General features: G+C 60.0%; 17 protein-coding genes and 1 pseudogene. 12 read left to right on the plus strand and 6 right to left on the minus strand.

The window, feature by feature from the left end; genetic code table 11:
• The 3 genes from ACIREA_RS03755 to ACIREA_RS03765 all read right to left on the minus strand — a co-directional run.
• Window positions 1-189: hypothetical protein (locus tag ACIREA_RS03755; RefSeq protein WP_397380696.1), on the minus strand; the 189-nt coding region annotated here is incomplete at its 3' end.
• Between the two features lie 113 nt (window positions 190-302).
• Window positions 303-1,613 (minus strand): xylose isomerase, encoded by a 1,311-nt coding sequence (xylA, locus tag ACIREA_RS03760; RefSeq protein WP_397380698.1) that lies wholly within the window; start codon window positions 1,611-1,613, stop codon window positions 303-305.
• Between the two features lie 97 nt (window positions 1,614-1,710).
• Window positions 1,711-2,982 carry an MFS transporter gene (locus ACIREA_RS03765; RefSeq protein WP_397380700.1) on the minus strand — a complete coding sequence of 424 codons (1,272 nt, stop codon included), beginning with the start codon at window positions 2,980-2,982 and terminating at the stop codon, window positions 1,711-1,713.
• Window positions 2,983-3,186: 204 nt separating this feature from the next.
• Here ACIREA_RS03765 and ACIREA_RS03770 point away from each other — a divergent pair, with 204 nt between their 5' ends.
• The 3 genes and pseudogenes from ACIREA_RS03770 to ACIREA_RS03780 all read left to right on the plus strand — a co-directional run.
• Window positions 3,187-4,620, plus strand: a complete 1,434-nt coding sequence (locus ACIREA_RS03770; RefSeq protein ID WP_397380702.1) for a hypothetical protein — start codon at window positions 3,187-3,189, stop codon at window positions 4,618-4,620.
• A gap of 59 nt (window positions 4,621-4,679) precedes the next feature.
• On the plus strand, window positions 4,680-4,913 hold the full coding sequence (locus tag ACIREA_RS03775) for an addiction module protein (protein ID WP_397380704.1): 234 nt from the start codon (window positions 4,680-4,682) through the stop codon (window positions 4,911-4,913).
• Window positions 4,913-5,110, plus strand: a pseudogene (locus ACIREA_RS03780) (type II toxin-antitoxin system RelE/ParE family toxin); the annotation flags it as partial. The gene ACIREA_RS03775 and the pseudogene ACIREA_RS03780, both read left to right, overlap by 1 nt.
• Window positions 5,111-5,218: 108 nt before the next feature.
• Here ACIREA_RS03780 and ACIREA_RS03785 read toward each other — a convergent pair.
• Complete coding sequence (locus tag ACIREA_RS03785) at window positions 5,219-6,661, minus strand: DEAD/DEAH box helicase (RefSeq protein ID WP_397380706.1); 1,443 nt, start codon at window positions 6,659-6,661, stop codon at window positions 5,219-5,221.
• Window positions 6,662-6,764: 103 nt separating this feature from the next.
• Window positions 6,765-7,343 (minus strand): DNA-3-methyladenine glycosylase family protein, encoded by a 579-nt coding sequence (locus ACIREA_RS03790; RefSeq protein WP_397380708.1) that lies wholly within the window; start codon window positions 7,341-7,343, stop codon window positions 6,765-6,767.
• Window positions 7,344-7,444: 101 nt separating this feature from the next.
• Here ACIREA_RS03790 and ACIREA_RS03795 point away from each other — a divergent pair, with 101 nt between their 5' ends.
• Window positions 7,445-9,850, plus strand: a complete 2,406-nt coding sequence (locus ACIREA_RS03795; RefSeq protein ID WP_397380710.1) for an FHA domain-containing protein — start codon at window positions 7,445-7,447, stop codon at window positions 9,848-9,850.
• A 99-nt stretch (window positions 9,851-9,949) separates the two neighbouring features.
• Complete coding sequence (locus ACIREA_RS03800) at window positions 9,950-11,617, plus strand: FHA domain-containing protein (RefSeq protein ID WP_397380712.1); 1,668 nt, start codon at window positions 9,950-9,952, stop codon at window positions 11,615-11,617.
• A 27-nt stretch (window positions 11,618-11,644) separates the two neighbouring features.
• Here the strand turns inward: ACIREA_RS03800 and ACIREA_RS03805 are convergent, their stop codons facing one another.
• A complete protein-coding gene (locus tag ACIREA_RS03805) occupies window positions 11,645-12,226 on the minus strand; it encodes an NADPH-dependent FMN reductase (protein WP_397380714.1) in 582 nt (193 codons plus the stop codon).
• Between the two features lie 91 nt (window positions 12,227-12,317).
• Between ACIREA_RS03805 and ACIREA_RS03810 the strand changes: the two genes are divergently transcribed.
• The 7 genes from ACIREA_RS03810 (at window position 12,318) to ACIREA_RS03840 (ending at window position 20,464) form a co-directional block, all read left to right on the plus strand.
• Entirely contained in the window at window positions 12,318-13,985 is a 1,668-nt protein-coding gene (locus ACIREA_RS03810) for an ABC1 kinase family protein (protein WP_397380716.1), read from the plus strand.
• A gap of 93 nt (window positions 13,986-14,078) precedes the next feature.
• Window positions 14,079-15,581 carry a xylulokinase gene (gene xylB / locus ACIREA_RS03815; protein WP_397380718.1) on the plus strand — a complete coding sequence of 501 codons (1,503 nt, stop codon included), beginning with the start codon at window positions 14,079-14,081 and terminating at the stop codon, window positions 15,579-15,581.
• A gap of 15 nt (window positions 15,582-15,596) precedes the next feature.
• A complete protein-coding gene (locus ACIREA_RS03820; protein ID WP_397380720.1) occupies window positions 15,597-15,947 on the plus strand; it encodes an STAS domain-containing protein in 351 nt (116 codons plus the stop codon).
• A gap of 18 nt (window positions 15,948-15,965) precedes the next feature.
• Window positions 15,966-16,712, plus strand: a complete 747-nt coding sequence (locus tag ACIREA_RS03825) for an MlaE family ABC transporter permease (protein WP_397380722.1) — start codon at window positions 15,966-15,968, stop codon at window positions 16,710-16,712.
• Window positions 16,712-17,596 (plus strand): ABC transporter ATP-binding protein, encoded by an 885-nt coding sequence (locus ACIREA_RS03830; protein WP_397380724.1) that lies wholly within the window; start codon window positions 16,712-16,714, stop codon window positions 17,594-17,596. Before ACIREA_RS03825 ends, ACIREA_RS03830 begins: the two co-directional genes overlap by 1 nt.
• Entirely contained in the window at window positions 17,593-18,804 is a 1,212-nt protein-coding gene (locus ACIREA_RS03835; protein ID WP_397380726.1) for an MlaD family protein, read from the plus strand. Before ACIREA_RS03830 ends, ACIREA_RS03835 begins: the two co-directional genes overlap by 4 nt.
• Window positions 18,797-20,464, plus strand: coding sequence for a SpoIIE family protein phosphatase (locus tag ACIREA_RS03840; RefSeq protein ID WP_397380728.1), 1,668 nt, complete (start codon window positions 18,797-18,799; stop codon window positions 20,462-20,464). The genes ACIREA_RS03835 and ACIREA_RS03840 overlap by 8 nt, the downstream gene beginning before the upstream one ends.
• Window positions 20,465-20,482 lie beyond the last annotated feature (18 nt).

Raw genomic sequence — 20,482 nt, forward strand, 5'->3', positions numbered from 1 at the left:
CAGAATCAGTTGTCCGGCATCCCCCAAAGAAAGCGACTCCATCACCTGCACCCCGCGCAGCGTTTGCGCTTTCCCACCAAACCAGCGGCAGCCACGCAGATACTCAATGAATTCAGCGCCGTTCAACGCCGCGAGCGCCTCCGCCCACTTCGTTGCCTGTGCATCGTGATTCTGTGCCGCTTTGGCCATGCCGATGCTTGCTGCAAATCACACTCATGCGCAACAAACAGCTCCTCCTCCCAAAAAATGAGGCGGTCGTTGCCGACCGCCTCACGATTTGAATCAAAGCGCTGACCCAGGATTTACAGGTAGTCGTTCACCAAGTTTTCCAGCATCTCCTGACGTCCGCTGCCAAGCAGCGGCTCACCGTTGGCGAGGATGTGGGCTTCGAGTTCGGCAAAGCCGACTTCACCCTTCTCGATCTTCGCGCCAATGCCGGAGTCGTAGGTGCTATAGCGCTGCTTGATGAAGCCGTCCAGGCGACCGTCTTCGATCATCGCGTGGGCAATCTTGAGACCGCGTGCGAAGGCGTCCATGCCGCCGATGTGAGCATGGAAGAGATCGACAGGCTCAAAGGATTCGCGACGGCACTTGGCGTCAAAGTTGAGGCCACCGGTGGTGAGGCCGCCCATCTTGAGCACTTCGAGCATGATCTCAGTGGTGAGGTAGATGTTGGTCGGGAACTGGTCGGTGTCCCAGCCGATGAGAGTGTCGCCAGTGTTGGCATCGATAGATCCCAGCGCGTTCGCGGCGATGGCCACCTGCATCTCATGACGCATAGTGTGTCCGGCGAGCGTGGCGTGATTGGTTTCAAGGTTCAGCTTGAAATGCTCGAGCAGGTTGTGCTCGCGCAGGAAATTCAAGCAGGCAGCCGCATCCGAATCGTACTGATGCGTGGAGGGCTCACGTGGCTTCGGCTCGATGTAGAACTGGCCGGTGAAGCCGATCTTCTTCTTATAATCGACCGCCATATGCAGGAGGCGGGCGAGGTGATTGACCTCGCGCTTCATGTCAGTGTTCCAAAGCGTGGCGTAGCCTTCGCGGCCACCCCAGAAGGTGTAACCCTCACCACCGAGGCGATGCGTCACGTCCATGGCCTTCTTCACTTGAGCAGCGGCGTAGGCAAACACACCGGCGTTTGGGCTGGTCGAGGCCCCTTGGCAATAGCGCGCATGGGAGAAGAGGCAGGCAGTGCCCCAGAGCAGCTTCTTGCCGGTCTGCTTCTGCGCTTTTTCGAGCTCGTCAGCGACGGCGTTAAAGGCGGCGTTGCTCTCGGCCAGTGTGGCGAGTTCAGGAGCCACGTCACGGTCATGCCAGCAGTAGTAGTCCACGCCGAGTTTGTCCATGAACTCAAAGCAGGCCCACACTCGGCGCTGCGCATTGGAGACCGAGTTGCTGCCGTCATCCCACGGGCGCTGGGCCGTGCCGCCACCGAAAGGATCAGACAGAGAGTTGCGCATCGCGTGCCAGTAGGCGACCGCAAAGCGCATCTGCGAGCGCATCGTTTTGCCACCGACGATTTCGTCAGGGTTGTAGTGCTTGAAGGAGAGCGCATTGCGGCTCTTGGGTCCTTCGTACTGAATTTTAGGGATGTCAGGGAAAGCGTCGTTCATGGTAGGACTCGCAAGGGAGACGAAACAGGACGCAGCGCAACTGGTTCGTAAGACTCTAGCGGACACTTTTTGGGCCAAATTGGACGCCCCTACCGCCTCACAGCGCCTTCTTGTTCGTCTCCTCGGCCAGCCAAACCGCGATCAAGGTGATGATAGCCATGACAATCAGATACACCGCCACCAGCCATGGTTTGCCACCCGTTCGGTCAAGCAACGCCGTGGCAATAAGCGGGGCCATGCCCCCTGCCAGCGGCGAAGCAAGCTGATAGCCCAGCGACGCACCGCTGTAGCGCACCCGTGTCCCAAAGAGCTCGGAAAAGAACGCCGCCTGTGGGCCATACATCGCCGCGTGGCCGATGAGCCCAATAACCACGGCCAAAATAACCAGCCCCGTCTGCCGCGTCTCGATCATCCAAAAGAATGGAAACGCAAAAAGCAGTAGAAAGAACGCGCCCCCTAGATACACCGGCCGCCGACCGATACGATCCGACAGCGCCCCAAAGCACGGAATGGCCACCAATTGCACTGCGGAACCAATGAGCACCGCATTGAGCAAAGTAGCCTGCGGCATCCCGAGTTGCTGCGAGCCGTAGCTGAGCACGAGCACGGTGAAGATGTAGAAAAAGGCGTTCTCCGCAAAGCGCGCCCCCATGGCCAGCAGCACGTTGCGTGGGTGATCACGCAGCACAGCGAAAATCGGCACCTTCGGCCCTGCGTCTTGCGCCTTGGCCTGCGTGAAGACCGGACTCTCGATGATCTTCAGCCGGATAAACATGCCGACCCCCAGCAGGAGTACGCCCAGCAAAAAGGGCACCCGCCAGCCCCAGGAAAGAAACGCGGTCTCATTCATGGAGGACACAATCATGAAGACGGCATTCGCCAGCAGCAATCCCACCGGCACCCCAGCCTGCACCCAGCTCGCATAATACCCGCGCTTTCCGGCAGTGCCATGCTCCACCGCCATGAGCACCGCGCCTCCCCATTCCCCCCCGACACCAAAGCCCTGAACGAAGCGCAGCAGCACCAGCAGGATGGGCGCCCAGACACCGACCTGCGCATACGTCGGCAGCAGGCCGATCAGCACCGTCGCCACCCCCATGAGCATGAGCGTGGTGACCAGCATCGACTTGCGGCCGATCTTGTCGCCAAAATGACCAAAGATAATGCCTCCCACAGGTCGCGCAAAGAAGCCCACCGCATACGTCGCAAAGGCCGCCATCGTCCCCGCCAGCGGGTCAAAGTTCGGAAAGAACAGCTTGTTAAAGACCAGCGCCGACGCCGTGCCATAAAGGAAAAAATCATACCACTCGATGGTGGTGCCGATGAAGCTGGCAATGACGACGCGACGGGTGCTGTTGGGATCGGACATGGCGTAAAGCCGGTCAGGCTGAAGGCTGGCCGCGCTCAAAACAAGACTAAAAACGCAATGCCCCCACGCAGCCACTTTGCTGAGGGATCCGATGAAAGCTTTTTCATATGATCTGCACCCCGTTCGCCCCTTTGATCCCTCCACCCCGCGCGAAATCGGATTGGAAGTGAATCCAAACCACCGCTGCGGGGTTCCACGCCCACCATGAAGACAGCCATCCTCCTTGCCCTGGCCTCCCTCCTCGGCGCTGCGCACTTGCGCAGCCAGTCTGCCGACGCGCCTGTCGATTTCGACAAAGCCCGCCAGCTCTTCGAAAAACGTCAGGGCGGCGCCACCCTCACTGCGGAGGAAAACGCCTTTCTTGAAAAGGCACGCGCAGCCCACGACGCACAGGCTCAGAAAAAGGGTGGGAGCGGTGATCTGCCGCCACAAGGGCAAGACGGCATCGATTGGGAAAAGGCTCAAAAATTGCATCAGCGCGACAACGCCGGTGAAACACTGACCGGGGATGAAAAAGGCTACCTCGCCAAGGCACGCGAAGCCTTTGCCAAGCGCAATGGCGGGCAGGCACCCTCCTCCAGTTCCAACTCCAGCCCCGGTGCAGGCACAGACGGTATCGACTGGCAGAAAGCCCAGGATCTTTTCCGGCGCGAGCAAGGCGGCGAAAAGCTCAGTGAGGCCGATCAGAAGTATCTCGATCATGCCAAGGAAGTCCGCAGCCGGGGTGGCAATCGCGGCGGTGGCGGTGGCCGCCCGGCGAATCAGCGCAAAGCACCTGATTCTCTCAAGCCTCTCACCGACATGACCGCCGAAGAAGCCTACGAAGGTGAAGACGGCGGCCTCTATGGCAAAGGCAGCAATACACCGCCTGAGCCGTTGAAAAAGTCAGCCGATGCCGCCCTCTCCCAGATCAAACCTCTCGATGCCGAGGGCAAACCTTCCGATAGCGGCAAGATCGTGCTCGTCTCCATCAGCATGTCGAACGCCACCCAGGAGTTCTCCTTCTTCAAAGGCATCGCCGACAAAGACTCACGCAAGTCCGACAAACTCACCATCGTCGACTGCGCACAGGGCGGCCAGACCATGGTCGCATGGGCGCAGCCGGAAGGCCGCCCATGGTCTGAAGCCATGAACCGCCTGAAAATCGCTGAAGTCAGCCCGCAGCAGGTGCAGGTGGCCTGGGTAAAACTCGCCAACGCCGGCCCCTCCGGCTCCAAGACCGAGCACCTGGCCACGCTGGAGGCCGACACCATCAAAGTCCTGCACCTCCTCAAAGAGCGCTTCCCAAATCTTCGCATCGCCTATCTCGGCAGCCGCATTTACGCCGGCTACGCCAGCACCGGCCTCAATCCCGAGCCCTATGCCTATGAGGGCGCCTTTGCAGTGCGTCACCTCATTCAGCAGCAGATGAACGGTGACGAATCCCTCGCCCTCTCCAAATCCCCCCTCCTCCTCTGGGGCCCCTACCTTTGGGCCGACGGTGAAAAAGGCCGCAAATTCGACGACCTCAAATACACCAAAGACGACTTCGGCGGCGACGGCACCCACCCCAGCAACAGCGGCCGCGAAAAAGTCGCAAAGCAGCTGCTGGAATTCTTCGCCACCAATCCTCTGGCGAAGGGCTGGTTTGCGAAGTAACTGGCACCGACATTCAGATGCCCGGTTGAAACTGCGTTGCCAGCCTGTAAATTCTACACATGAGCGCCGCCGTCATCGACATCACCAATGTTCTGCAAAACGTTCTGTCTCCGCCACTGCCTGAACGCTCGTACATTGCCGAGCGCTTGCTGGTCAGTCTGGATGACGAACAAGAACTGTCGCCCGCTTGGCGTGCCGAGTTGGATGCCCGTGTGCTGCGCCGAGAAAAGGGTGAGACACGCTCCCACAGCCGTAGAGAAGTCCACGAGGAGATCGAGGCGATCCTGGCCTGATGCGCCTGACGTACACATCAGAAGCTCGGCTCGACCTTGCCGAAGCAACCAGCTACTACAAAAGCTGTCACAAAGAACTGGGCAAGGAGTTCTTCCAGCGCATCCAGTCCGCTGAAGAAGACATCATTCATTATCCTGAGGCATGGCGGCCTCTGGGTTCCTCCTACCGCCGCAAGCTATTGCAGAAGTTCCCATATGGTCTGGTGTATCACCAGCCCGAACCTGATTGGGTCGAAGTGGTGGCCGTCATGCATCTGCATCGCGAACCAGACTACTGGCGCAAAAGCACCAACTGGGAAGTTGGTTTACCTCCCCGTCAGCCGCTTCCACAGACCCCGTGCGCCATCAGGAGTAGTGTTTTGTTGGGGCATCTGGGCTGGCTGCCGGGGCGCTGGGCCCGCCGAAGAGCGACGCTCGCCACCCGGACGTCCACCACCACCCTGGCCTCCCTGACCACCTGGACGACCACCACCAAATCCACCAGGACGGCCTCCGCCTTGTCCACCACCGCCGCCACCTGGGCGACCACCACCACCCTGCGGGCGGCGCGGTTGCGATGAGCGTTGCTCCCGGCGCTCCGGCCGTTCATCGATGAACGGCTGGGGTGCGGCGTTGTAATCAAAGCCTTCAGCTTTTTTGCGGACGAGGCCACGATTGATAAAACGTTCCAGCTTGCGCACATCCGGCAGCTCATCCGGCGAGACGAAGCTGATTGCATCGCCAATGGCCTGCGCACGGCCTGTGCGTCCTATGCGGTGCACATAATCTTCCACGATGTGCGGGAAGTCGAAATTCACCACGTGCGAAATGCCATCCACGTCGATGCCACGTGCGGCGATGTCCGTGGCCACGAGCACACGCACCGTGCCCGTCTTGAAATCATCCAGCGCGCGCAAGCGCTGGTTCTGCGAACGGTTGGCATGCAGCGTGGCGCACTTCACGCCGGTTGATTCGAGCTTTTTGGCGATCTTGTCCGCGCCGTGCTTCGTGCGGCTGAAGACCAGCACCATCTGCATTTTCTCATCCTTCAGCAGGTGCGAGAGCAGCGGCATTTTGAGATGCTTGTGAACTTCATACACAAGCTGGGTCACGCTCTCCGCCGGATTCGCACGCTTGCCAATCTGCACGATCTTCGGCGCGCGCTGAAACTCATGCGTCAGCGTTTCGATCTCCTTCGACAGCGTCGCGGAAAACATCAGCGTCTGCCGCTTCTTCGGCAGTTGGTTGATGACTCGGCGGATGTCCGGCAGGAAGCCCATGTCCAGCATGCGGTCAGCCTCATCCAGCACAAGGTATTCAAGCTGGGAAAAATCCGCGCAGCGCTGCTCCATCAAATCCAGTAACCGACCCGGGCAGGCGATGACAATGTCACTCCCGGCACGCAGGGCGTCCTTCTGTGGCTTTTCGCCGACACCACCATAAATTTTGGCGATCTTCAGAGGCAGATGTCTGGCGTAGGCCAGCACGTTCTCCTCGATCTGAGCCACGAGTTCACGCGTGGGTGCCAGCACCAGCACGCGGGTGCGGCGGCGCTGCCCCTGAGGAACGGGATTCGAAGTCAGGCGCGTCAGGATCGGCAGGGTGAAAGCCGCCGTCTTGCCGGTGCCGGTCTGCGCGATGCCGATCACATCTCCACCTTGGATGACCACCGGAATAGCCGCAGCCTGGATGGGGGTGGGTTCCGTGTAACCGGCTTCTTCGATGGCAGTGAGGATGTTCGGGTCGAGGCCGAGAGCTTTGAAAGACATGTGCCCCTTCCTTAGCCGCCGATAGGGCGATTAGCAATGACACGTTTCTCCCCACCATCCCCGCCCCTCAGAGCTTCGCCGCATCCGCCGCTCGCCACAGATATCACGCCGCCAGGGTCCGGTGCGGCTGCCAGCGTTCCGCCAGGGCCCGAAATTCCTTCGGCTTCGGCATCTCTTCGAGCTTCTTCGCCACGCGCCAGCCATTGCGCACCCCGAAGTCATCGCTGGGAAACACATCCGGCCTGCCGAGGGTGAAAATGAGAAGCATCTCCACCGTCCAGCGCCCCACCCCGCGCACCGCGACGAGCCTTTCGATCAATTCCTCGTCATCCAGTTTGAGCGCTGCCGCACGTTTGGGGATCTGCCCGCTGAGCGTCTTGGCGGCTATGTCACGAATCGCGAGCATCTTACCCATGGAAAATCCACAGCCGCGCAGGGCCTCATCCGTGGCAGCCATCACCTGTTCAGGCTGTGGAAAGCGCACCTGGGGAAACAAAGCTTTGAATCGTCGCAGGATCGCCTCCGCCGCGTTCGCATGCAGTTGCTGGTGCGCCACCGCACTGACCAGCGCCTCATACGGCGAGCGTTTTTGCGGCACCAGCAGGCATGGACCATGGGCCTTGATCAGACGGCGCATCACCGGGCAGCGCTTGGACAGGTGGGCTTCGGCTTCAGAATGCATGGCCGGACACGATTGCGATATCTAAACAAATGCAACATTGATTCGAGACTCGAAATCGGGTTTCATTCGTATCTCCCGGAGTCTCGATCTCATCAGACACCATGGCAAAACTCACTTTTGTACTCGATGACGGCCAGGAAATCGTGGTCCCTCTGGCGGACCACATGACCGTCGGTCGTTGGGAGGACAACGACGTCGTGGTGGATGACGAGCGCATCTCAAAACACCATGCCGAACTGGTTCACAACGCGGACGGCAGCATCCAGTTGTTTGATTCAAACTCCACCGCAGGCACCTTCGTCAACGGCGAGCGCGTTCGCAGCCGCACCATCCTGCATGGCGACACGCTGGCCTTCGGTCCGCTCACCGCCGTGCTTGATCTCTCCGATCATTCAGCCAACGGCAGCACCGTCGCCCCTGCGCTGGCAGGATATGAAACCCAGGCGGTAACCATCGACCAGCCGGTCAAAGCCGGCAAAATCGCGACCCGCAAGCGAAACCGAAGCGGCAGACAGGACTCCACCTCACTCAAGAACACCGAACTTCAAGCTGAAGCCGCCCGGCTTGAATCGGAAAAAGCACGTCTCGAATCCGAACTGGATGCCGTGCAGAAAGAACTGCGCGAGTGGCAGGACCGCTCAGCAGCAGAGCATGCCACTCACCTTGCCCGCATAGAATCTCTCCGAGCCGAGGAGGAACGCTTGGTCCCCATCAAGACGGCGGTTCATGATGCCGAGTCAGCGCATGCAGAGTGGCTTCAGTCCATCCAAACCCTGAACACCCAGCGCGCGCAGAAAGCCGCCGATCTGCAGCGTCTCAATCAGGACGAAGCTGCTGCCAGACATGAACTCGAAGGACTCACCACCCACCGGGATCAGGCATTGACCCACCTCAAGCAAATCCGTGCTGAGAGTGTGCGTGATGAAACCGTTCTAGACACTCTGCGCCGCCAGATCGCTGAACTCGAAGCTCGCGACAGGGAGACCAGGGAAATCGCCGAGGTCCGTGCTGACCAGTTGAAAGCCGCGGAAAAAAAGCTGGAGGAGCTTGCCCACCAGCGCACCCAGATCGAGGCACACGTCCATGAACTCACCGGCACGGAAGAAAAACTCCTGCAGGCTCGCACCCATTGCCGTGAAGCGGAGACACAGCACGCCACGCTTACTGCAGCGATTGCAACCCTTGAGCTGGATCATGAGCGCTCCGCAGCCGCAGCCAAAGATCTCGAATCCCGCATCGCCACGCTGGAGGAATCCCACCAGCAGGCCGTCACAGCCGCTGGAGAGGCTCTCGCTTCACGCAAGCAAGCCGAGGAATCCCTGCGGAACCTTCAGGATGAACTCGCTGCACACGAGAAAGACCTCACCACCCGAAACGCCGAACTGACCACCGAAACGCAGAAGTTGGAGCAAACTCAAGCTCGCCACGCTGAACTCGAACAGCAGTGCCAGGCTCTCGCCGAAACCGGGCAAAAACTCACCGACACCCAGGCTCAACTGGCCGCCGCCGAAGCCCGGCTTGCGGAGGTGAAAGTCACCACCACAGCTTTTGAAGCAAAGATCGCAGAACAAAAATCTCTCATCAACACACTCTCTGGTGATGAAAGTGCCGCAAAGGGCCGCATCGAAGTCCTGCACGCCCGCGAAAACGATTTGCGAGCCGAACTCACGCAGCTTGGCTCTGCCGAACGCAGTCAGCGCACTCGTTTCGAGGAAGTCCGCCAGCTTGCCGCCGAGGCGGAAAAAGAACACGCCGCACAGCAGCAGCAGCTCGCTTCCAGCCTCGAAGCCGCCCGCGGCGAACTGGCAGATCTCCTGTCCCGGCTCCAGCCTTTGCGAGACTGGAAGGAGGCCATGGATCAGCTCTATGCCCGCCTCGCCACGCTGCCGCAGGATTCCCCCGAAGCACGGGACCTCTGGCATGAAATCGAAAAGGAAAAAGCGGGGCTTCACGAACTCATCACCACCGCACGCACTCAGGCGCATGCAGGTGCACCTGAAGAGCCTCGCGGAAGCACTGCCGTGAGAACATCGGTGGCGGCTGAAGGCCCCGCCAGAGCCCGCACCAGCAGCACGGTGGCGCCCGGCACCACGCAAGAAACCACTCTGCGCTCACGCCTCAGCCATCTGCGTGAAAGCGTTCAGCGCGAAGAGTCCCGCCTCGAACAACTCCGCGTTGAGCGCACGCGCCATGAATCCCCGCATCGCAACAATCTCGCGGCTGAAGCCATGCTGCGTGAGCAGAGCCGCCACCTGGAGGCTAAAATCCGGCAGGAGCAGGAGCGTCATCATGCCCTGCTCCACAACATCGAAATCTCCCAGGCCGAGGAGGAAAAACGGCGCGACCGTCTCGGCGAACTGGAACACAAGCTCGTCGAACTCCGCACCAGCATCACCGAAGCGGAGCGCCAGCGCAGTGAGCTCCGCCAGCAGGCTGACCTTGCCCACACCGAGCTCAAAAATTTTGAGGCGGCTATTGATCGTATGACCAAAAAAACTGCGGATTGAGGCACTAATCCTGCATTCATTTTGGCGCCGATCCAAATGCCCGATTGATTCCACGCGCTTCATCGACTTTGCTGCGCCGGTTTCACCGTAAAACACCCCATGGCCAAACTCACTTTCGTTCTTGAAGACGGACAAGAAGTGGTGGTTCCCCTCAAGGAACACATCACCCTCGGACGTGACGAGGACAATGACATTATGGTCGATGACGAGGGCATTTCACCTCGCCATGCAGAAATCGTGCAAAACGCTGACGGCAGCCTGCAGGTTTTTGATCTGAAATCTTCCACAGGCACTTTCGTCAATGGCGAACGCCAGCTCAGCTGCACCCTGCTCCATGGTGACACAGTCGCCTTTGGCCCGCTCGTTGGCACCCTCGATCTTGAACATCCGGCCACCAGCCCGCCCGTCGTAGAGACCCCCGTCGCTCCTGAAGTTTCCAAGCCTGCTCCTCCGGCTCCCGTTCCTGAACCTGAAGCTCCCGCATCTGAAGTACCAGTTCCGGAATCTCCCGAACCTGCGCCTCCCCCGCCAACACCTGCGCCGGTGCTTCCCGACAACGCCCTTGTGGAAGCCGTGGCCCATTTGGAAGCGGAGAAATCACGGCTCAAATCCGAGGTCGATGCCGCTGAAAAAGAGCTGCGTGGCTGGCAACAGCGCGCTGAAAAGGAACGCGCCCTGCATCTCGCCCGCGTGGAATCACTGATTGCTGAGGAAGAAAAGCTCGCGCCCGCGAAAGCCGCCGTTGAGCAGGCTGAAGCCGCCCATCGCGAGTGGCTGGAGACCATCAGTTCCCTCACCAGTCAGCACGCAGACAAAACCGCTGCCCTCGAACGTCTCAATGCCCAGCATTACGAGAAGTCCACCGAGGTCCAGCGTCTCACCGCCACCGCGGCCGAAGCTCAGCAGCAGATTGAAGATCTCGCAGCTCAAAAAGAGGAGGCCGACGCCCGCCTGAAACAGGTGCGTGATGAGTGCGAACAGGACGAGGCGTTGTTAAACTCCCTTCGTCAGCAGATCATTGAACACGAAAAACGCATTGTAGAAGAGGAGGCCAAACATGCCTCGCTCAATGCCGCCAGCTTGGTGCTCAGTACTAAGCATCAGCGTGAAGAGGCCGCTGTCAAAGATCTCGAAGCACTCCTCATGTCCTTGGAGCAGAAAGGCGCAGCCGCCGAAGGCTCACTGCAGCGCATGCAGGAGGGCCTGGCCTCATGCGAAAAGAAGCTGGCCTCCCGCACTTCCGAACTCGCCGCATGTGAAAAAAGCATCGCCGCAAGCGCTGCCGAACTTGCCGCCGAAACCAAACGCATCGCAGATGCCCGGGCACAGCGTGCTGAATTGGAACAGCTCAATCTGGATCTGACCGCAACGAAACAGCAGCTTGTCGATGCCAGGCAACGCCTCGCTGCTGTAGAGCAGCGCTACCGCGACGCACAGTCCAACAGTTCTCAGGGCGGATCACAAATCGCCCCGCCCAGGCGCAATTCCGCCCACGAGGAAGTCCCCAAAACCGCTGCGGCCTCGAACGGTCAGCACGCGGAGCTTCCCGGCCAGATCGAAGCCGCCCGCCGCGAACTTGCCGAACTGCAGGCCAAGATCGCATCCCTGCGTCACTCGTTCTCGGGAAGTGAAGGCGAGGCCGCACAGGACACATCCATCATCTCTCCGCCCGTCATTGTTCAAGTCGAGACCATCAAGCTCACCCCCGTTCCCATCAAGTCCGAGCGCACCCGTGGCCCCGGCACGAAAAAAGCCGCAGCTCGTTGATGTCATCGGCAGTGCCGAAGCCCCTGCTTAACCCAGGTGCTTCTTCAAGAAATCGACAAGGCTTTGCGCCACCTTCGTCACCTGTTTGGCCGTGCGTTCATCCTTCAGCCCACCTTTGTCATCAAAGGCTTCATACGCCTTGGAAACCGCCACCTGATCCGGCAAAACAATGACGCCGATGTTGCCCAGAATCGCACGCAGATGCACCAGCCCCCGCAGCCCGCCAAGCGCACCTGGTGAGGCACTGATCAAAGCAGCCGTTTTGCCACGGTAGGCTGCCAGCGCAGGCTCATCATCCGTCTCGCCACGGGAAACCCAGTCGAGGGTGTTCTTCAGCACGGCAGTGATAGAGCTGTTATACTCAGGAGAAGAGATGAGCAGGGCATCGTGCGCGAGAAAGATAGCCTTCAATTTTTTCGCATTCTCAGGCAGCCCCTGCTGCTCTTCCAGATCACCGTCAAACAATGGCAGCGGGTAATCGCGTAGATCCAGCAGCGTGACCTCGGCCCCGGCGGCACGTGCAGCCTCTGCGGCAAAACGCACAAGCTGCTTGTTAAAAGAGGCGCTGCGGGTGCTGCCCGCAAAGGCGAGAATTTTGGGAGTACTCATGCCCATGGATACCTAAGCCTGCCAAAACCGCCAGCCGAGAGTGAGCATTCCGCATTGTCAGACCCCTTATTCGTGTGGAGGTTGTAGTAGAATGAAGATTGATGCCCTCGCCCGTCTCGAACGTTATGCCAAGCGCATCGCGGAAATCGCCGCCGTGCTCGGCAAGTATGGTCTGGCGGATTTGTTTGGCGGCTTCAAATACGCCTGGCTGCAGGACCGCCTCAAGAGCGCTGATGGCCAGTCGATTACCACCGGCGTGACACAGGCAGCGCGTGTGCGCATGGCCCTTACGGAGCTGGGCACCACCTTCATCAAACTTGGCCAGATGCTCAGTACTCGCGCCGATTTGCTCGGCCCTGAACTGACCGAAGAGCTCTCCCAGCTTCAATCCAATGTACCACCGGACCCCTCAGCCGTGGCACGTGCCACGATTGAAGCCGAACTCGGCCAGCCGATCGAGCAGCTCTTCGCCAGCTTTGAAGACACCCCTCTCGCCGCCGCCTCCGTGGCCCAGGTCCATGCCGCCCGTCTTCACACCGGTCACAGCGTCGTCGTCAAAGTGCGTCGTGCAGGCGTGGCCGAACAGGCCGCCACGGATGTCGAGATCGTGCAGGCGCTCGCCGAGCTGCTGGAACAGCACTCGCCCGCCCTGCGCTCCTACCAGCCGCTGGCAGTCGTGCGCCAGTTCCGCCGCACCCTGCTGCGTGAGCTCGACCTGACCTATGAGCGGCAAAACCAAGAGGAGTTTGCCCGCAACTTCGCCGATGACCCGACCGTCTGCATCCCCGAACTCTTCAGCGAACTCTGCTCACATCAAGTCGTCACCATGCAGCGCCTGGATGGCATCATCGGCACCGACATCGAGGCGCTGCAACAGTCCGGCGTGGATCTCGGCGAGTTCGCCAAACGCGGTGCCAACATGTATCTCGAAATGGTCTTCCGCGATGGCTTCTACCACGCCGATCCACATCCCGGAAATCTCATCCTGCTCCCCGGCAATATCGTGGGCGTCATCGACTGTGGCATGGTCGGTCGCATTGATGAAGACCTGCGCGATGAAGTCGAGGCACTGCTCCTCGGCATCGTGGAAAACGATTCCGAACTCGTGGCCGAGCAGGTCCTGCGCCTGGGCGCGGTGCCTGCCGATTGTTCACGTGAAAAGCTGCGGGCCGACCTGCAGGATTTCATGGCGGATTACACCGGCCATCCACTCAATGACATCCACGTCGGCGCGGCCTTGAGCAGCCTCGTCGAAATCATTCGCAGTCATCACATCGTGCTGCCTCCGTCACTCGCCATGCTGCTGAAGACCCTCATCGTGCTGGAGGGCACCTCGCGCCGCTTCAGTCCGGATGTAAGCCTGGCCGAGCTGATGCAGCCCTACTGCAAACGTCTGATGCTTCGCCGGTTCTCCCCAAGCCGCATCGCCAAACGCGCACGTCGTTCCATCCGCGTGTGGGATCGTCTGCTCACCGCACTGCCTCGCGACATCACCGACATGCTCGCCCGTTTCCGCGACGGCTCATTCACGGTGCACATCGATCACCGCCATCTTGATCCCATCGTCAACCGCCTCGTCCTCGGCATCCTCACCGCCGCGATCTTTCTCGGCTCCAGTGAACTCTGGAGCCGCCAGGCCGCCCCGCTTTTTTACGACATTTCCATCTTCGGCGCTCTGGGATATGCGGTGTCCCTCTTCTTCGGCTGGCGGCTCATGCGCGCCATCCGGAAATCAGGGAACATTCAGTCGAAGGATTGATGTTTTGCCGCATCCTGTTTGGCACCTTGACCACTTGACCAGCCCTCCATCCCCACCGTAAACCTTTAGCCGAACCCAACCCTCCTTCCATTCATGTATTTCCTCGGCATCGACAGCGGCACGCAGAGCACCAAGGCCATCGTCCTAGACCTCGATTCGGGCAAAATCCTCGCCACCGGCCACAGCACTTATGAATTGATCGAGGGCCTGCCTCCAGGGCATCTCGAACAAGACCCGCAGTCATGGCTGGATGCAGTGGATGCCTCCGTTCAACAGTGCCTCGAACAGATCGGCAAGGACAAAGCCAAAATCGCCGGCATCGGCGTCAGCGGCCAGCAGCACGGCCTCGTGGCTCTCGGCGCAGACGACAAACCCGTCCGCCATGCCAAGCTCTGGTGTGACACCTCCACCCAGGCCCAATGCGCAGAGATCGCGCACCATTTCGGCGGCCAGCCCGGCGTCATCGCCGTCGCAGGCAATGCCATGCTCCCAGGCTACACCATTCCCAAGCTGCTCTGGCTGAAACAAAACGAGCCCGAGAACTTCGCCAAGACGAAAACCATTCTGCTCCCGCACGACTACATCAACTTCTGGCTCAGCGGCGTGAAGCGCATGGAATACGGAGACGCCTCCGGCATGGGCATCCTCAATGTGAACACCCGCCAGTGGGCCTATGAAATCTGCGATTACATTGACCCCAGCGTGCGCGCCATGCTGCCACCACTCGGTTCTTCAAAGTCCGTCCATGGCACCATCCGCAAAGATCTCGCCGTCAAATGGGGCCTGAACTTCGACGTCATCATCAGCGCCGGCGGCGGTGACAACATGATGGGCGCCATCGGCACCGGCAACATCAAGCCCGGCGTCGTCACTGCAAGCTTTGGCACCAGCGGCACTCTCTATGGTGTCGCGGACTCCCCCGTGGTCGATGGCCAGGGTGAGGTAGCCGCGTTCTGTGACAGCACCGATCAATGGCTGCCGCTTGTCTGCACCATGAACGTCACCGTCGTCACCGAACAGGTGCGTGAGATGTTCCGCTGGGATTTGCGCCAGCTTGAAGTCGCCGTGAACTCCGCTCCCGTCGGCGCGGATGGCGTGATGTTCCTGCCCTACCTCAATGGTGAACGCACCCCAAACCTGCCAAACGGCACGGGCGTCATCCACGGCCTCCGCCCAACGAACATGGCCCCGGCCAATCTCGCCCGTGCTGCCGTGGAAGGTGCCACCCTTGGTCTCGCCTACGGTTTGAAACGCTTCCGCGATCTAGGCATGAATCCGACCGAAATTCGTCTCACCGGCGGCGGCAGCAAGAGCAGCGTCTGGCGTCAGATCGCCGCCGACTGCTTCAATGCCGAAGTCGTCACTCTCAGCACCAGCGAAGGAGCCGCACTCGGCGGAGCCATCCAGGCCGCCTATGCTCACGCCAATCAGGGCGGCAGTGAAAAAGTCAGCTACGAGCAGCTCTGCGCCCGGCTCGTAACCCTCGACGAATCCACCCGCTGCAAACCCAATGCCGAAAATGCCGCGCTCTATGCCGCACAACTGGAACGGCAGATGGAACTCACTGGCCGCCTCAATCAAACCGGCTGGCTCTGATCGCCTGACATCTTCATGAAACCAACCGTTCGAACCCACCCCAACGCCGTCGTCATCGAACTCGAGGGCGATGCCGATCTGGCGACCGTGCCAGAATTCCAAAAAGTCGTGCGCGAGCAGATGAAGGCCGGGGTCAAACGCCTCATCATTGACTTCACCAAGGTGACCTTCGTCAACACCCCGGTCTGGGCCGTCGTGGTGGAATACTTTCAACACGCCAGCGGCGCGGGCACGGAATTTGCGCTCGCTGGTATTCAAGGCCGTGTGGACGCCTCGTTCAAAATCGTGCGCCTCGGCGACTTCATCACCCATCTGCCCACGGTTGATGCCGCTTTGAATGCCCCCGACCTGACCAGCAAACGTTAGTCCCTTTCAGCTCCGCCTATGACCGAAGCATTCCGCCAATACTTCGAACTGTGCGGAAGCCTGCTCTACTGGCTGTTCGTCGCTCCCTTTCGCGGCAGAGGCTGGCGCATCGGCCACACCTTTGCTCAAATCGTGCGCATCGGTGTGCATGCCGTGCCCATGGCGGCCCTCACAGCCCTGACCATCGGCGTCGTGCTCGCCATGCAGTCCGCAGCCCAGCTCGCGAAGCTCGGCGCCACGGCCTTTGTTCCGGGACTCGTATCCTCCAGTCTCATTCGCGAACTCGCACCGCTGGTGACAGCAGTCATCGTCATCGGCCGCAGCGGTTCCTCTGTCACGGCAGAGCTCGGCACCATGAAAGTCTCCGAAGAAATCGAAGCCCTTGAGGTCATGGCCATCCCCCCCATGTCCTGGCTCATCGTGCCGCGCTTTCTGGCCATGGTCATCATGCTGCCCTTGCTCACAGTCTTTAGCATCTATGTGGGCCTCGCCGGTGGCTGGCTCATCGGCCATTTCTCCCTGCACATGTCCACCGCGTTCTTCGTCACTCACGCGCTACAGCATGTTGCGTTGAGTGACATCGGCATCGGCCTGCTCAAAAGCGGCGTCTTCGGCGTGCTCATCGTCACCATCGCCTGCAGCATCGGATTGAATGTCTCCGGCGGTGCTGAAGGTGTCGGACTCGCCACCACCCGCTCCGTCGTTGTCTCCTTGCTCAGCGTCTTCATCGCCAACGCCCTCCTCACCGCCCTGTTCTTCTTCTGATGTCAGACACCGCTCCAGACCTGACCACCCGCGAACCGATCATCGAGGTCGATTCGCTCGTGCGCCACTTTGGATCTCAGAAAGTCCTGAACGGCGTGAGCTTTAAAGTCTATGAAGGCGACACCTTCGTCATCATGGGTGGCAGCGGCTGTGGCAAAAGCACCCTGCTCCGCCACCTCATCGGCACGGAAAAACCCAGCTCCGGCAGCATCAAGATCTTCGGTCAGGAGATCACCACCATGAACGAGGATGCCATGCGCAAGCTGCGCGGCCGCTACGGCATGCTCTTTCAATCCGGTGCCTTGCTGCAATCGCTCACCGTCGCGGAAAACGTGGCCCTGCCATTGAATGAACACACTCAGCTAGACGCCGGACTGATCGACACCGTCGTCAAAATGAAACTCGAGCAGGTCGGCCTCACCGGCCATGGCCACAAGAAACCTTCCGAGATCAGCGGCGGCATGAAAAAGCGCGCCGCACTCGCCCGCGCTCTTGCTCTGGACCCGCCTCTCGTCTTCAGCGACGAACCCACCGCCGGACTCGATCCCATCATGACCGCCGTGGTTGATGAACTCACCCAGCGCCTCACACAAAAGATCGGCGCTACCGTCGTCGTCGTCACGCATGACATGAACAGCGTCTTCCGCATCGGCACCCGCATCATCATGCTCGGCACCGGCCCAAATCAGGGCAAGATCATTGCCGCAGGCACGCCCGCAGAAATTCGCGCGCATCCCCACCCCGCCGTCCAGCAGTTCATCAACGGTGATCCCCAGGGTGATGGTAGCGACGACTCGGGCGAAATGCTTTATCGCGAAACGCTTCTGGGCCTCAACGAAACCGGCACGTATTCACGCTCAGCCATCCATTCCTCCAAGCCATGAAAAACAAGCAAGATGCCACCGTGGCGACCCTGGTCATTCTCTGCTCCCTGATGCTGCTCGGCGCGCTCATCTTCGCCATCTCAGGCGATCCCTGGCGCAAACCGCATCTGCGCTTTTCCGTGGACTTTGCCGATATCACCGGCATCCACCGCAATACCAGCGTGCTGTTTGCGGGCGACCACATCGGCGTGGTTGATCGCATCGAGCACCTCGCCCCCGCCGACCGCATCCTTGAAAGCAACACCGTACGCGTCCACGTCGAGGTCTTCTCTCCCGCCCCCATCCCTTCCAGGTTGAAGGTCATCATCAGCGCCGAGTCGATGCTCGGCGAAAAACACATCGCGCTCATTCGCCTCGATGACGAAGACGGCCTGCTGGCCGATGGCGCGCGGCTCACTTCCACCAGCATGGGCAGCCTGCTGGAAATGATGCTCCCCGGCGGTGATGCCATCTTCGCCAATATCCGTGACATCACCGCCGATCTCAAAAAGATCACCGATCCTCTTGGCAAGGGCGACGCCTCCAAAAAAATCACCGACTCCCTGGCCAACATCGAGGCCTTCACTCAGCAGCTCAAAATCACCTTCACTGGCGACGGCAAAACCCCCGGCTTTGGTCAAAAGATCAATGCCGTGGCCGACAAGCTCGAAGACACCGCCACAGGCATTCAAGAACTCGTCAAAGGCCCCAAGGGCGCGGCGGACAAAGGTCTCGCCAATCGCGCAGACGCCATCCTCGCCAACCTCGAAAGCTTCTCCAAGGAACTCAACGGCACCATCGCAGGCACACCGGATGGCAAGCCCGGCCTGAAGGCACGTATCGAAGAAATCACCACGGATCTCCACCGCATGCTCGCCGGTGGTGAAAACGCCGCAGGCCCCGGTTTGGAAAAGCATCTCGACACCACCATGCGCAAGATCAACACCCTGGTCGAAGAAATGAACACCCTCGTCATCTGGGGCGAGTACATCACTGGCACCCTCGCCGGGAAACCCAGCCGCCTCATCTTTGGCAGCAAATCCAATGAGGTGCCCACCAAGGAGCAGCTCATCGAGCACATGCGCCGCACCCATGACCCCTACCCCGTGCGTATCAAAGAACTCGATTCAGGAGCCAAACCTGCCGCCAGCACTCCCATGCCCCCTGAAAGCGCCACCCCCGAAGAAAAGAAAAAGGGCCTCCTCGAACTCTTCAAACGCCGTGAGTAATCCACAGCCCATCTCCTCTCGCCAAAGCGTTCTGCTCGACGTCGCGCGCCGTCTCAGCAGCACCCAAAATCTGGTCGAACTCGTCGATCACATCCTGCAGCGTTCACGTGAAGTGATGGACTGCGAAGTGTGCTCCATCCTCCTGCCCGATGGCCCCAATGAGGACCTCCTCATCCGCTCCACCCTCGATCACATCAACTCCTTGGAAGTTCGTGTTCCCAAGGGCAAAGGCATCGCCGGTGACGTCTATGCGACCAAAATCACCGTCAACATTGAGGACGCGCTCACCGACCCCCGCCACTTCCGCCCGGCCTCCGACAAGTCCGACCTTGTCACCCGTGCCATGGTCACCATCCCCCTGCTGGATGGCGACCACTGCCTGGGTGTGATGCAGGCGATCAATCCCAATAACGGCGCGGCCTTCACTGCTCAGGACGTCGAAATGTTCGAGACTTTTGGCAGCCTCATCGCGGTGACGCTCATGCGTCTCGAATCACAGAAGAAAGCGATTCTGGAAGCCGAAAACCGGCAGCAGCTTTCACTCGCCACGGAAATCCAAAACTCCTTCCTCCCCGCGCCTCAGGTGCGCCTCGGAAACGTGGCGGTCGAGACCTTCTATGAGCCCGCCAGCGAAGTCGGCGGCGACTTCTATTTCTGGCACCAGATCGACGACGGCAAAATCCTGCTTGGTGTCGGCGATGTCTGCGGCAAAGGCCTGCCCGCAGCTCTCGACATGGCACGCGGCACCACGCTCATCGCCTCCACCGCGCATCTCTGCGTCTCCATGAACCTCGCCGAATGGATGGCGACGTTAAACAAACGTCTTTGTGGCGTGATGAAAGCTGGCCGCTTCATCGCCATCAATGCCATGCTTGTATGCCCAAAGACACGGCGTGTCTGGCTCTGCTGCGCCGGCCTGCCCGGTGCACAAGTGTTTGACGGCAAGTCTTGGAAAGAAGTCCCCGCTCCCGGCAATGCGCCGCTCGGCATTTCATGCGCCGCACGCTATGCAGAGATGTCACTCCCCTTCAGCACCGGCCGCCAGTGGATGCTCTACACAGATGGCATTCTCGAAGTCCAGAACAGCGCCGGCGAATACTTCGAAGACAAAGCCTTCGCCGCCGCCATGCAGCACACCAACGGCGGCGATGGTTTCCTAAACCACCTCGTCGAACAGTGGCACACTTTCGCCGACGACTCGAGCTATCAGGATGACGCCACCGTCCTGACGATCACAGATCATTCGCCACCAGTGGCGGATGAGATCGCCCTCACCTGCCATCCCGACACGCTGCGCCTCGTGCGGGAGTTCATCGAGACATGGTCAGCCTACCATGGCCTGAACGATGAATTCACCGGCCTCCTCATTCTCGGCTGTGATGAGGTCATGAGCAACATCTGCAAATACGCCTACTGCTCCACCAGCACCGAACGTGCCGCCACCTGCCGCATGGAGTCAGGCCCGGACTCCGTTCGCATCCTCATCGAGCATTACGGTGCGGGCATCACCAACGAGGATTTTCAGAAGCTCGTCGCTCCACCCTCGATCGAATGCCGCATCGGCGGCCTCGGCCTCCATGTCATCAGCGAAATTTTCGACCGTGTCGATTTCCGCCGCGAAGAGGGCCGCTCGGTGATTGAATTGGTCAAGTCCGTTTAAGGATTTGAATCTAAGAGT

It is taken from the genome of Prosthecobacter sp., assembly GCF_044373815.1.
In the GTDB taxonomy this organism is placed as follows: domain Bacteria; phylum Verrucomicrobiota; class Verrucomicrobiia; order Verrucomicrobiales; family Verrucomicrobiaceae; genus Prosthecobacter.

Bases quoted from the DNA above. Each gene is read 5' to 3' on its own strand.
- xylA (WP_397380698.1), bottom strand. From the start codon at position 1,613: ATGAACGACGCTTTCCCTGACATCCCTAAAATTCAGTACGAAGGACCC.
- xylB (WP_397380718.1), top strand. From the start codon at position 14,079: ATGTATTTCCTCGGCATCGACAGCGGCACGCAGAGCACCAAGGCCATC.
- ACIREA_RS03810 (WP_397380716.1), top strand. From the start codon at position 12,318: ATGAAGATTGATGCCCTCGCCCGTCTCGAACGTTATGCCAAGCGCATC.
- ACIREA_RS03830 (WP_397380724.1), top strand. From the start codon at position 16,712: ATGTCAGACACCGCTCCAGACCTGACCACCCGCGAACCGATCATCGAG.
- ACIREA_RS03765 (WP_397380700.1), bottom strand. From the start codon at position 2,982: ATGTCCGATCCCAACAGCACCCGTCGCGTCGTCATTGCCAGCTTCATC.
- ACIREA_RS03785 (WP_397380706.1), bottom strand. From the start codon at position 6,661: ATGTCTTTCAAAGCTCTCGGCCTCGACCCGAACATCCTCACTGCCATC.
- ACIREA_RS03835 (WP_397380726.1), top strand. From the start codon at position 17,593: ATGAAAAACAAGCAAGATGCCACCGTGGCGACCCTGGTCATTCTCTGC.
- ACIREA_RS03820 (WP_397380720.1), top strand. From the start codon at position 15,597: ATGAAACCAACCGTTCGAACCCACCCCAACGCCGTCGTCATCGAACTC.
- ACIREA_RS03790 (WP_397380708.1), bottom strand. From the start codon at position 7,343: ATGCATTCTGAAGCCGAAGCCCACCTGTCCAAGCGCTGCCCGGTGATG.
- ACIREA_RS03775 (WP_397380704.1), top strand. From the start codon at position 4,680: ATGAGCGCCGCCGTCATCGACATCACCAATGTTCTGCAAAACGTTCTG.
- ACIREA_RS03800 (WP_397380712.1), top strand. From the start codon at position 9,950: ATGGCCAAACTCACTTTCGTTCTTGAAGACGGACAAGAAGTGGTGGTT.
- ACIREA_RS03825 (WP_397380722.1), top strand. From the start codon at position 15,966: ATGACCGAAGCATTCCGCCAATACTTCGAACTGTGCGGAAGCCTGCTC.
- ACIREA_RS03795 (WP_397380710.1), top strand. From the start codon at position 7,445: ATGGCAAAACTCACTTTTGTACTCGATGACGGCCAGGAAATCGTGGTC.
- ACIREA_RS03770 (WP_397380702.1), top strand. From the start codon at position 3,187: ATGAAGACAGCCATCCTCCTTGCCCTGGCCTCCCTCCTCGGCGCTGCG.
- ACIREA_RS03805 (WP_397380714.1), bottom strand. From the start codon at position 12,226: ATGAGTACTCCCAAAATTCTCGCCTTTGCGGGCAGCACCCGCAGCGCC.